The following is a 12,765-nucleotide window of genomic DNA, read 5'->3' on the forward strand; positions in this document are numbered from 1 at the left end:
TTATTTTAATTATCGTTATTTAATTCGTTTTCATCCGTATCAAGAGTTGTGCCATTATCAGTATCTTGTTCATTTTCAATAATGTTACCATCTTCATCTAGCAAGGCTTCGTTTTCATCTTCTTCTTCCTTCATTACTTTTGCAACAGCCGCAATAGAGTCACTTCCTTTTAAGTTTATAAGTCTTACACCTTGTGTAGCTCGACCCATAACTCGTAAATCAGCAACAGCCATACGAATGGCAATACCAGATTTGTTAATAATCATTAAATCCTCTTCATCTGTCACCGATTTTATAGCCACCAAATGACCAGTTTTTTCAGTTATAGAAATAGTTTTAACTCCTTTTCCACCTCTGTTCGTTATTCTGTAAACAGCTTCACCATCTTCTGGATCATCAATATAAGTACGTTTTCCATATCCTTTTTCAGAAACAACTAATACGGATTCTTCTTGCGGATTTTCAATAGCAATCATACCTATAACTTCATCGGTATTCTCGTCCTGTAAGCGAATACCTCTTACACCCGATGCATTTCTACCCATTGGGCGAGTTTTGGCTTCTTCAAAACGAATAGCTTTACCAGATTTTAAGGCCAACATAACTTGACTGTTTCCAGTAGTTAATTTGGCTTCTAGTAATTCATCATCCTCTTTAATTGTAATGGCATTAATACCATTAGTTCGTGGACGTGAGTATTGCTCTAAAGCCGTTTTTTTAACTTGACCTTTTTTGGTTGCCATAATGACATAATGGCTATTGATGTAGTCTTCATCTTTTAAGTCTTGCGTACAGATAAAAGCTTTTACTTTATCATCCTGCTCAATATTAATCAGGTTTTGAATAGCGCGACCTTTAGATGTTTTACTTCCTTCCGGAATTTCATAAACACGCATCCAGAAACACTTCCCTTTTTGGGTGAAGAATAACATGTATTGGTGATTAGTTCCTACGAATAGATGCTCTAAAAAGTCTTCATTTCTTGTAGTAGATGCCTTTTGTCCTACACCTCCTCTATTTTGTGTTTTGTATTCTGTAAGTGAGGTACGCTTAATATAACCTGCATGCGAAATGGTAATAACCACCTGCTCGTCTGGAATCATATCTTCAATACTTAAATCGCCTCCAGCATATTCAATAACCGAACGACGCTCATCGCCATACTTATCTTTTACAACTAATAATTCGTCTTTAATGATTTCCATACGACGTTCTTTTTTCTCAAGAATATCTTTTAAATCAGCAATGGTAATCATTAACTCGTCGTATTCCGAACGCAATTTATCTTGTTCCAGTCCTGTTAACTGACGTAAGCGCATTTCTACAATGGCTTTGGCCTGAATTTCGGATAGTTTAAAACGTTCAATTAACTTCTCACGCGCTTCATCCGCATTTGATGACGCACGAATAAGCGCAATTACTTCGTCAATATTATCTGAAGCAATAATTAAACCTTCAAGTATGTGAGCACGCTCTTCTGCTTTACGCAATTCGTAAGTAGTTCTTCGTACAACCACATCATGTCTGTGTTCCACAAAATGGTGAATCATGTCTTTCAGATTCAATAGTTGTGGACGACCATTGACTAAAGCAATGTTGTTAACACTAAATGACGATTGTAAAGCCGTGTATTTATATAAGGTATTTAATACAATATTAGGAATAGCATCGCGCTTTAAAACGTAAACAATGCGCATACCGTTTCTATCGGATTCATCGCGAATAGACGCAATACCATCCATTTTCTTTTCATTTATTAAATCGGCTGTTTTTTTAATCATGTCAGCCTTATTCACTTGGTACGGAATTTCGGTAACAATAATAGATTCACGACCCTGTACTTCTTCAATACGTGCTTTTCCACGCATGACTATACGACCACGACCTGTTTTGAACGCTTCAATAACACCATCATAACCATAAATTGTTCCTCCAGTTGGGAAATCTGGTGCTTTAATATGTGTAATTAACTCATCAACTTCAATATCGGTATTTTCAATATAAGCTGTTATACCATCCACCACTTCACTTAAGTTATGAGGCGGCATATTAGTAGCCATACCAACGGCAATACCTGATGCACCATTAACTAATAAACCAGGAATTCGTGTTGGAAGTACGGTTGGTTCGTGTAAGGTATCATCAAAGTTTAATTTATGATCTACGGTTTCTTTATCTATATCTGCCAGCATATCTTCCGATATTTTACGCATACGAGCTTCCGTATAACGCATTGCTGCAGGACTATCACCATCAACAGATCCAAAGTTACCTTGGCCATCCACTAACATATAACGTAAACTCCATTCTTGAGCCATACGAACCATAGCATCATAAACAGATGTATCACCATGTGGATGATACTTACCTAGTACTTCCCCAACAATTCTTGCTGACTTTTTATGTGCGCCAGTTGCTCTAACACCTAGTTCGTGCATACCAAAAAGCACACGTCTATGTACTGGTTTTAAACCATCTCTTACATCAGGTAAAGCACGTGACACAATGACTGACATTGAATAATCAATGTAAGCCGATTTCATTTCATCTTCAATGTTAATTGGGATCAATTTTTCTCCTTCTGCCATATATATTACTAATTAGATTTTTGTAGGTTTACAAATCGTGCTAATATAACCATTTCATCAGCTACAGCAAGGGTTTCTTTTGTGTTTTTTCGGTTTTTTTATTAACAATTCAAACCCTGCTTTTCGTTAATAAGTATGATGTTAAATATTTTGTCTTTATAAACATTTTTTTGTCTATTAGCATACAAACTATTATTTAAGGTATGGTTTTTGTCCTTACTAATATGTTTAGTACATTTAATGCAGAAAGGAATTATTTATGGATGACAATTTTTCACCGAGAGTTAAAGACGTAATTGCGTATAGTAAAGAGGAGGCTTTAAGGCTTGGTCACGATTTTATAGGCACAGAACATTTGATGCTTGGATTATTACGAGATGGTAGCGGAAAGGCTATTGATATTTTAAGTGCTCTAGAAATAGATTTAAACCATTTAAGACGCAAGGTCGAAATTTTAAGTCCTGCAAATCCTAATATGGCAGTAACTTCTAATAATAAGAAGAACTTACATCTAACCAGGCAAGCTGAACGTGCCTTGAAAACCACGTTTTTGGAAGCGAAACTTTTTCAGAGTAGCTCCATTAATACAGCACATTTGCTCTTGTGCATTTTAAGAAACGACAACGATCCCACAACCAAGCTTCTAAATAAGCTGAAAGTGGATTATGATAACGTAAAAGAACAGTTCAAGTTTATGATAACAAACGACGAAAATTATCCTGATATTACAGGAGAGCCGAAATCAGAATCTTTTCCGGATGATGATTCAGCTTCAGATGACGACACATCAAAAGATAATTTATTTAATTCACCAACTGGAAAAACGAATAAGAAATCTAAAACCCCTGTTTTAGATAATTTTGGACGCGATTTAACAGCTATGGCGGAAGAAGGCAAACTAGATCCTGTTGTAGGTCGTGAAAAAGAAATAGAACGTGTATCTCAAATTTTGAGTAGACGAAAGAAAAACAACCCACTGCTAATTGGTGAGCCTGGTGTTGGTAAATCTGCCATTGCTGAAGGTTTAGCAAATAGAATTGTAAGCAGAAAAGTATCACGAATTTTATTTAACAAACGCGTTGTAACATTAGATTTAGCGAGCTTGGTTGCGGGTACAAAATACCGTGGACAGTTTGAAGAGCGTATGAAAGCTGTAATGAACGAGCTAGAAAAAAACGACGATATCATTCTGTTTATTGATGAAATCCATACCATTGTTGGTGCTGGTGGTGCCACAGGTAGTTTGGATGCGTCCAACATGTTTAAACCAGCTTTAGCAAGAGGTGAAATACAATGCGTTGGTGCCACGACTTTAGATGAATACAGACAGTATATTGAAAAAGATGGTGCTTTAGAAAGACGTTTCCAAAAGGTTATTGTAGAACCAACAACCGTTGATGAAACTATTGAAATTCTAAATAACATTAAAGATAAATACGAATCGCATCACCATGTGGAATATACACCGGAAGCTATTGAGGCCTGTGTGCGATTAACGAATCGGTATATGACAGATCGGTTTTTACCAGATAAAGCTATTGATGCTTTAGATGAAGCAGGTTCGCGCGTGCACATAACAAACATTAATGTTCCAGATCAGATTGTTGAATTAGAAGAACAATTAGAAGCTGTAAAAGCCACAAAATCTAGTGTAGTTAAGAAACAGAAATACGAGGAAGCAGCTAAACTTCGGGACGATGAAAAACGTTTGGAAAAAGAATTAGCCATTGCTCAAGAAAAATGGGAAGAAGACACCAAGTTGCACCGTGAAACCGTTACGGAAGATAATGTGGCTGACGTTGTTTCTATGATGACCGGAATTCCTGTAAATAGAATTGCACAAACCGAAAGTAATAAACTAGCCATTTTACCAGAATTAATTAAAGGTAAAGTAATCGGTCAAGATCAAGCGGTTGCCAAAGTAGTAAAAGCTATTCAGCGAAATCGTGCCGGACTTAAAGACCCAAATAAACCAATTGGATCATTTATATTTTTAGGTCAGACAGGCGTTGGTAAAACGCAATTAGCCAAAGTACTTTCAAAAGAATTATTTGATAGTGAAGATTCCTTAATCCGAATCGACATGAGTGAGTATATGGAAAAATTTGCCATTTCAAGATTAGTTGGTGCGCCTCCAGGATACGTAGGTTATGAAGAAGGTGGTCAATTAACGGAAAAAATTAGACGCAAACCTTATGCTGTCGTGTTACTTGATGAAATTGAAAAAGCACATCCAGATGTATTTAATATGCTTTTACAAGTATTAGATGATGGGTATTTAACGGACAGTTTAGGTCGTAAAATAGACTTTAGAAACACTATTATTATCATGACCTCCAATATTGGTTCTCGTAAACTAAAAGATTTTGGTACAGGTGTTGGTTTTGGAACGTCTTCACAAAAATCTCAAGAAGATGCCAATGCTAGAAGCGTCATTGAAAATGCGTTGAAAAAAGCTTTCGCGCCAGAATTCTTGAATAGAATTGATGATGTGGTAGTTTTTAATGCACTTGAAAAAGAAGATATCAATAAAATTATTGATATTGAATTAGATAAACTCATCTTACGCATTAAGGATATTGGCTATACGCTTAAATTAAGTAAAGCTGCCAAAGATTATATTGCAGACAAAGGCTTCGACAAACAATATGGTGCTAGACCATTAAAACGTGCAATACAAAAGTATGTGGAAGATGCCTTGGCTGAAGAAATAATCAATTCGAAAATTTCTGAAGGCGATAAAATCTCCATGGATTTAGATGCTAAAACCAACGAATTGAAAATTAAAATTGAGTCTGGAAAAAAAAAGACTGAATCTTAAAAAATAAATCGTATAATATTGAAAAACTCCACTTACATTTGTGGAGTTTTTTTATATCCTAAATTTTACTTAACTTTAAATATGTCTGTTGTAAAAACATATCCGTACGGAACCATTACCTGCCATAACCATTACATGATAGCAGTCATGAAGGAAGGCATAACCGTTTCAATTGATTTAAACAATGAACTTTATGATATTGCTAGAAACTATTTTAACAATAGAAAGTTTGTGTATATTACACACAGAATAAACTCCTATTCGGTAGACCCTAATGTTTATTTCGAAACTTCTAAAATTAAAAACCTTGTTGGTTTTGCTGTTGTCTTTGGCGATTCTGTTAAAATTGACAACACAGATTTTGAAAGTACTTTTATAAGTATTCCCTTTAAAGCATTTCAGTCTTTAGATGAAGCTATTGCTTGGTCTGACCAATTATGCAATGTATAAACTTGCCTTTCCTATAAATCCATAGAAACAGCAAAATTTTACGTAAAATTTATGCGTAGATTTCTTGCACATCTATTTCTAAATTCGATAAAAACGAAACTGAATTTTTAATATCAATATGTAATTCTCTATCATTAGAAACAAAGGACACATCTTGGCGGTAAGCCATTAAAACGGACTCTATAAATGCTGAAGATTTTAAAGGTTTTCTAAAGTACAAAGCTTGAGAGGCATTAAACAGTTCAATGGCTAAAATACGTTCTACATTATGTACTAAAGTATAAGCTTGCGTGGCGGCATTGGCTCCCATACTTACATGATCTTCTTGACCATTACTAGAAACAATACTATCTATACTTGCCGGACTCGCCAATTGTTTGTTGGCACTTACAATACTAGCAGCTGCGTATTGCGGGATCATAAAACCCGAGTTTAAACCTGGATTATCAACTAAAAATGTTGGCAAACCTCGTAATCCAGAAACTAATTGAAACACACGTCTTTCCGATATATTTCCTAATTCAGCCATGGCAATTTTCATATAGTCTAAAGCCAAAGCTAAAGGTTGACCATGAAAATTTCCGCCAGAAATAATTAAATCATCTTGGCTAAAAATGTTTGGATTATCGGTTACAGAATTAATTTCTGTTATAAATGTTTTTCTAACAAAATCTAATGTATCCTTGCTCGCTCCATGAACTTGAGGCATGCATCTAAATGAATAGGGATCTTGTACATGTACTTTATCTTGACCAACTAATTCACTACCCTCTAAAAACTCACGAATACGTTCTGCCGTTTTTAACTGACCTTTATGCGGACGCACCAAATGCACTAATTCATTAAAGGGCTCAATTCTTCCATCAAAAGCTTCTAAAGATGTACTTCCAATCAAATCTGCTAAATAAGATAATTTATAGGCTTTCATTAATAAATGAATGCCATAAGCTGACATAAATTGTGTTCCATTTAACAGAGCCAAACCTTCTTTAGATTGCAAGGTTATGGGTTCCCAATTAAATTTCTTCAAAATAGATTTAGCAGTATGAACAGCGTCTTCAAAATACACCTCTCCTTTTCCAATTAGCGGTAGTGCCAAATGTGCTAAAGGAGCTAAATCCCCCGAGGCTCCTAAAGAACCTTGAGTATAAATAACTGGTAAAATATCATGGTTATAAAAATCCAATAAGCGTTGTGCCGTTTCTAACTGCACACCACTATGTCCATAACTTAAAGACTGCACCTTTAAAAACAACATGAGTTTCACAATGGGTTTTGGAACCAATTCACCAGTACCACACGCATGAGACATTACCAAATTTTCTTGAAGTTTGGTTAAATTTTCTTTTGATATTTTTACATTATATAATGAACCAAATCCCGTGTTTATACCATAAATAGGCGAATCTTGATTTTTAAGTTTCTGGTTTAAATAATCCCGACAAGCTTGAATTTTTTTAACAGAACTATCTGCTAATTCCAGTGTTTTGCCTTCTTCTAAAATGGCTGAAATAGTTTCTAAATCAATGGTTTCTTGCGAAATATAATGGATTGGTCTCATGTGCATAAATGTTATCCCAAAATTCCACATTCATTATGTATTATGCAAACAAAAAATGACATTTCATTTATAATTCATGATAATATTCTATTTTTGAATAAACAAACTATTTTAACCATGAAAAAAACCTTAATTTTTGTTGCAGCATTATCCATTTTTGCCTGTAAAGAAGAAGCACCTAAAGACTATGTGACTTTCTCTGGAAAAATAACAAATAAAAACAGCGATTCATTACTTATTCGAACCCGTGATTATGCCAAAACAATATCCGTAAATGAGGATGGTACTTTTAGCGATACTCTAAAGGTTGATGCTGGTATATACAACCTTTTTGATGGTGCCGAATCTACATCTATATTTTTAAAAAATGGTTATGACATTGACATGACGATCGATACAAAAATGTTTGATGAAAGTATCAAGTACACAGGAACAGGTTCTGAACACAGTAATTTTTTAGCGGAAAAATCTTTAAAAGAAGAACAGCTAATTGATTTTGAAACTTTGAGTAAAATTTCGGATATGGAAACGTTAGAAACCGAGCTTGATAAGATTAAAACAGAATTAGGAGAGTTTTATAATTCCAATAAAGCCATAGATACAAGTATTACCAATAGTGCAAATAAGAGTTTGAAGCCCATGCTAAAATCGTATAAATCCTTTATTGGTCAAGCTATTGCTTTAAAAAAGGAGTTTCCAAAAGGCACGCCTTCCCCAACGTTTAACGATTATGAAAACTATGATGGTACAACAACCTCGTTGTCTGATTTAGCCGGAAAGTATGTATATATTGATGTATGGGCAACGTGGTGTGGTCCTTGTAAAGCAGAAATTCCATTTTTAAAAGAAATTGAAAAAGAATACCACGGAAAAGATATCCAATTTGTAAGTCTATCTATTGATGATGATAGAAGCCATAAAGGTTCATGGGAAAAAGCGCACGAAGCGTGGAAAGCCATGGTTGCGGATAAAGAATTAGGCGGTATTCAGTTATTTGCTCCAAAAGGATGGCAAACTGAATTTATCCAAGCCTATAAAATAAACGGTATTCCACGTTTTATTTTAATTGATCCTGCAGGAAATGTGGTTTCTCCAGATGCGCCAAGACCTTCAAGTGATGAATTCAAAGAACTACTAACAGAATTAAATATCTAAATTCTGAATACTTTCAAAATTAAAGAGTCGCAAAAAAATGCGACTCTTTTTTTATAATAAAGTTTACTATCTGCTTTAAAACAATGCCTTACAAGTTAGAATATGAGATTCTGCAACTTGTTAAGCATAACAACTAGTGGAAATCCTTATAAATTAGCTCATGTAAATAAGGTCTATCCTTTATTTGGTTTTAGACTTTTTTTCTTTTTTCTCTCCTTCCTTCTCCTCCGCTTCTACTTTGGGAGGTTCAGGCTGTTCAAACAAATTCAGATAGGCATCACCTAATGTATCAATTACATGTGTAGCAGTCATTGCTTCATAACCCAAACCTTGTACCGCAATATCCGCTGATTTTCCGTGTAGATATACTCCAAACACAGACGCAGCCAAAGAATCATAGCCTTGTGCAATGAGTCCGGTAATAACTCCCGTTAAAACATCACCAGTTCCGGCAGTTGCCAATCCTGGGTTTCCGGTTGAATTAATATATATTTTATCTTCTAAAACGGTTAACGTATAAGCGCCCTTAATCACCACAATTAGGTGATATTTTTTTGAAAATGCTTTAACCTTTTTCAGTTTATCAAAATCATCTTTCCACACACCAATTAGGCGTTCCAACTCTTTAGGATGTGGTGTTAAGACCGTATTCTGTGGCAATAACTTTAATAAATCTTTGTTTTTAGACAGCAGATTAATACCATCCGCATCAATAACTAAAGGTGTTTTGTTGGTAGTTAGAAACACTTGTAAAGCTTCAGCAGTTGCTTTTTCAGTTCCCATACCAACACCTAGACCAATAACCGTTGGAGTAATTGTAAATTGAATATTACTAATCCACTCCTCCTGTTCGTCGGTAATAATCATGGCTTCTGGAAAACTAGACTGAATTGGTATATAACCACATTTAGGCACAAAAGCCGTTACCAATCCTGCTCCAATAGATAGAGCCGAGCGGCTAGCTAAAATAGCGGCTCCTATTTTACCATAACTTCCACCAATTATAAGTGCATGACCGAAGGTTCCTTTATGCGAAAATTTATCACGGGGTTTATAAATGGGCAATACTTCCTGCTTACCTATTAAATCTACAGCTGTTTGGGTTTTTATTAAATATTCACGATCAAAACCAATATCTAAAACTTCCCATTGTTCCGTAAATTTAGCGGTGTCTGGTAAAAAGAAAGCGAGTTTTGTGGACTGGAAACTCAATGTGTGATTTGCCCAAACCACATTATTATCGTCAGCTGGAACAGCATCTGTTTTCATTCCGGAAGGAATATCAACGGATAGCGTAAATGCTTTAGACACTTTAAAATGTTGAAACAAATTAACCACCCAATCGTCTGCCGGACGATTTAATCCAATACCGAAAACGGCATCAATGATAATATCATCAGGACCAATTTCAGGAAAATCATCATCTGGACCTATAAGCGTAGGCCATTTTTTTGTGGTTTGTTTTATTAAGTCATAATTACACAGAAAATCCCGTGTTCGCTTATCACTGAAGTTAACCACATAGGTATTCACATGGTAACCATGGTTAATTAAATGCCGAGCTACCACCAAACCATTACCGCCGTTATTTCCAATGCCACAAAACACGTGAATAGGTACTTGAGCGCCTTGCATACGTAAATGCAACCAATTGAAAATTTGTATACCCGCACGCTCCATGAGTTCGGTGGATGTAATGTTTTGCTTTTTTGCCGTGAGTTTATCACCTTCGTAAATCTGCTTATCTGAAAATATTTTCATGGGTATTTATTACTTTATTTATATTAATAAAACGGACATGCTTTCAAAAATACAGTTAATTTTATTGTCTTTAAAATTATACTTTTATAACCTATAAATCAGTTACATTTTTTACCAAATGATTAAAATTATTAAAGCGAATGCCAACCATGCCGAAACACTCTCCTTAATTCGAAGGCAAACATTTTTGGAGTCTCATGGTATGAGTGCTTCTAAAGCTGATATAGATTCATATATCAATTTAAAATTCACTAAATCTGCTTTTGAAGCAGAACTGCTGGACACTAACACTATTTTTCATATGCTAATCTATAACGAAACACCAATTGGCTACTCTAAAATAATATATTCCATTTCTGAAAAGAACATCCCGTTTAAAAATGTAACCAAACTAGAACGTATCTATGTACTGAAAGCTTTTCATAATTTAAAATTAGGGAAAGAATTATTTGAATTTAATGTTTCAGTTTCAAAAAAACACAACCAATCTGGAATGTGGTTATATGTATGGATAGAAAACCATAGAGCCATTAATTTCTATAAAAAAGCAGGGTTTAAAATTGTAGGGAGTTATGATTTTAAAATTTCACAAACCCATTCCAACCCCAATCATCAGATGCTTTTAACGTATTAATCTAATGCAGGTAATACAAAATCATCCAGAGCGCTTTTCTCTTTCATCAAGGCTTCAATGTCTTTAGATGTTCTAGGCGCCTCTGCTGATAAATTAACGGGACCATTATTAGTAATTAAAATATCATCTTCAATCCTTACGGCAATTCCCCACCACTTTTTATCACAATTACTGCCATTTGGGATATAAATTCCTGGTTCAACAGTAATAACCATATTGTGCTCAAAAGCTCCATAAAGCCCAGGATCATGAACATCCAACCCTAAATAATGAGAGGTGCCATGTGGAAAGTACTGTCTAGCTTCTTTATCATTTTGGGCAATTCCTAAAGCAATTAATCCTTTATGAATAACAGCGCGACTAGCCGCATCAACTGCATGAAACCCATTGCCTACCTTGGCTGCTGCAATACCAGCATCTTGAGCTTCAAAAACTAAATCGTATATAGTTTTTTGCGCTTTGGTAAATTTTCCATTGGCTGGAATAGTTCGTGTAACATCTGCGGTATAACCATGATATTCAGCACCTAAATCCATGAGCACCAATTCATTATTTACGTGCATTTTACTATTTTCAATATAATGCAGCACACAGCCATTATTTCCGGCACCTACAATACTAGGATAGCCTTCGTACTCGCTACCATATTTTTTGTATACAAATTCATGAATGCCTTGTATTTCCATTTCGGACATGTTTGGATGCATAGCCTTCATAATTTCACGTTGTCCCATAGCCGAAATGCGAACGGCTTTTGTAAGTAACACCAGCTCTTCTTCAGTTTTAATTTGGCGCAAACCTGCCATTAGTGTGGATAAACTTTGGGTGTCCAAATTCGATTTTGGTGTCTCCTGCTCTATTTTTATAATTTGTTGTTTCAATTCCAAACGCACATTTGGATCTGTTGATTCTGCATAATCTGAAATCACTTTATCCTTTTTTAAATTAGGATAGTACTCCAAAGCACGACCAATATTTTGAGCCACATTGGCACTATTTTCAAGATCTGTGGCTTTAATCATTTCATAAATTCGAAATTTTATAGGATCTGGCAACGTATTTTCATCATAATTAGCTTGTTGCTTAAACTGTTCAATTAAGCTATGTAAGTCGGCTTGGTTGCGTTTAGAGTCGCGATAATCATTATTAAAATTATTAAATAAAACTTTATCAAATTGGGAATAATCAACACCTGAATTGTTAAAATCACTACCATTATACGCCCTGTCAAAACCCAATTGATTTTTCACACCTTCAATACCTAACCGTTTTCCGGTCCACTGCTCTGCTTGCGGATTTTTTTCCTGAACATAAATTATTTCGTTGTATACAACACCTTCCGAATTCGTTTGGTTTTCAGAAAATAAAACTAAAACAGCATGGGGTTCTTTATAACCCGTCAAATAATAAAAATCGGGGTCTTGATGATATACGTAATCCACATCATTGGCTCTATTTCTCACAGGATTTGCAAAAAAAACAGCGACAGAATTTTCAGGCATACCGCTGCGCAAGGCGTCACGTCTACTTTTATGAAATTCAGCTGATAAATAATCGGTTGGTAAGCCATCTTGTGCTGGCATATTAAGTGTTATACAAGCCGCAAATGCCGCCATAATAAAATGTTTCATGAGATACGCGTTTTAAACCAATGGTAAATTAAAAGATAAAATAGAACAGTCAGCTTTTAACTAAAAAAATTAACAAACTTTTAAGCCTAGATTAACCTTAAGGCAACTCTTTAAAACAGATAAATTTCAATACATTTGTGTCTCAATCGAAGTCTAATTAAAAT

The 12,765-nt window shown here is 35.0% G+C and carries 8 protein-coding genes; 4 read left to right on the forward strand and 4 right to left on the reverse strand.

The annotated features are described in order from the left end of the window. Window positions 1-5: 5 nt before the first annotated feature. Entirely contained in the window at window positions 6-2,588 is a 2,583-nt protein-coding gene (gene gyrA / locus ACFPH8_RS07890; protein ID WP_376859925.1) for a DNA gyrase subunit A, read from the reverse strand. Window positions 2,589-2,847: 259 nt separating this feature from the next. On the opposite strand from gyrA, the gene ACFPH8_RS07895 reads away from it, so the two are divergent. Together ACFPH8_RS07895 and ACFPH8_RS07900 are read left to right on the forward strand one after the other, a co-directional pair. Next, entirely contained in the window at window positions 2,848-5,409 is a 2,562-nt protein-coding gene (locus tag ACFPH8_RS07895) for an ATP-dependent Clp protease ATP-binding subunit (protein WP_248399329.1), read from the forward strand. Window positions 5,410-5,490: 81 nt separating this feature from the next. Beyond that, on the forward strand, window positions 5,491-5,859 hold the full coding sequence (locus ACFPH8_RS07900; RefSeq protein WP_376859927.1) for a hypothetical protein: 369 nt from the start codon (window positions 5,491-5,493) through the stop codon (window positions 5,857-5,859). A 49-nt stretch (window positions 5,860-5,908) separates the two neighbouring features. Here the strand turns inward: ACFPH8_RS07900 and hutH are convergent, their stop codons facing one another. Next, entirely contained in the window at window positions 5,909-7,420 is a 1,512-nt protein-coding gene (gene hutH, locus ACFPH8_RS07905) for a histidine ammonia-lyase (protein ID WP_376859929.1), read from the reverse strand. Window positions 7,421-7,537: 117 nt separating this feature from the next. On the opposite strand from hutH, the gene ACFPH8_RS07910 reads away from it, so the two are divergent. Then, window positions 7,538-8,575, forward strand: coding sequence for a TlpA family protein disulfide reductase (locus ACFPH8_RS07910; RefSeq protein ID WP_376859931.1), 1,038 nt, complete (start codon window positions 7,538-7,540; stop codon window positions 8,573-8,575). A gap of 180 nt (window positions 8,576-8,755) precedes the next feature. Here ACFPH8_RS07910 and ACFPH8_RS07915 read toward each other — a convergent pair whose 3' ends face one another. After that, the gene (locus tag ACFPH8_RS07915) at window positions 8,756-10,336 is read right to left on the reverse strand and encodes an NAD(P)H-hydrate dehydratase (protein ID WP_248399321.1); all 1,581 of its coding nucleotides are present in this window, start codon (window positions 10,334-10,336) and stop codon (window positions 8,756-8,758) included. Window positions 10,337-10,454: 118 nt separating this feature from the next. Here ACFPH8_RS07915 and ACFPH8_RS07920 point away from each other — a divergent pair, with 118 nt between their 5' ends. Further along, the gene (locus ACFPH8_RS07920; protein WP_376859934.1) at window positions 10,455-10,970 is read left to right on the forward strand and encodes a GNAT family N-acetyltransferase; all 516 of its coding nucleotides are present in this window, start codon (window positions 10,455-10,457) and stop codon (window positions 10,968-10,970) included. Here the strand turns inward: ACFPH8_RS07920 and ACFPH8_RS07925 are convergent. Continuing rightward, window positions 10,967-12,601: an aminopeptidase P N-terminal domain-containing protein gene (locus tag ACFPH8_RS07925; protein WP_376859936.1), complete on the reverse strand. Its 1,635-nt coding sequence runs from the start codon at window positions 12,599-12,601 to the stop codon at window positions 10,967-10,969. The genes ACFPH8_RS07920 and ACFPH8_RS07925 overlap by 4 nt on opposite strands. Between the last annotated feature and the right edge of the window lie 164 nt (window positions 12,602-12,765).

This window comes from Bizionia hallyeonensis (assembly GCF_042657385.1).
GTDB lineage: Bacteria > Bacteroidota > Bacteroidia > Flavobacteriales > Flavobacteriaceae > Algorimicrobium > Algorimicrobium hallyeonense.

Coding starts and splice junctions, on each gene's coding strand:
- gyrA (WP_376859925.1), bottom strand. CDS start 2,588: ATGGCAGAAGGAGAAAAATTGATCCCAATTAACATTGAAGATGAAATG.
- ACFPH8_RS07895 (WP_248399329.1), top strand. CDS start 2,848: ATGGATGACAATTTTTCACCGAGAGTTAAAGACGTAATTGCGTATAGT.
- ACFPH8_RS07900 (WP_376859927.1), top strand. CDS start 5,491: ATGTCTGTTGTAAAAACATATCCGTACGGAACCATTACCTGCCATAAC.
- hutH (WP_376859929.1), bottom strand. CDS start 7,420: ATGAGACCAATCCATTATATTTCGCAAGAAACCATTGATTTAGAAACT.
- ACFPH8_RS07910 (WP_376859931.1), top strand. CDS start 7,538: ATGAAAAAAACCTTAATTTTTGTTGCAGCATTATCCATTTTTGCCTGT.
- ACFPH8_RS07915 (WP_248399321.1), bottom strand. CDS start 10,336: ATGAAAATATTTTCAGATAAGCAGATTTACGAAGGTGATAAACTCACG.
- ACFPH8_RS07920 (WP_376859934.1), top strand. CDS start 10,455: ATGATTAAAATTATTAAAGCGAATGCCAACCATGCCGAAACACTCTCC.
- ACFPH8_RS07925 (WP_376859936.1), bottom strand. CDS start 12,601: ATGAAACATTTTATTATGGCGGCATTTGCGGCTTGTATAACACTTAAT.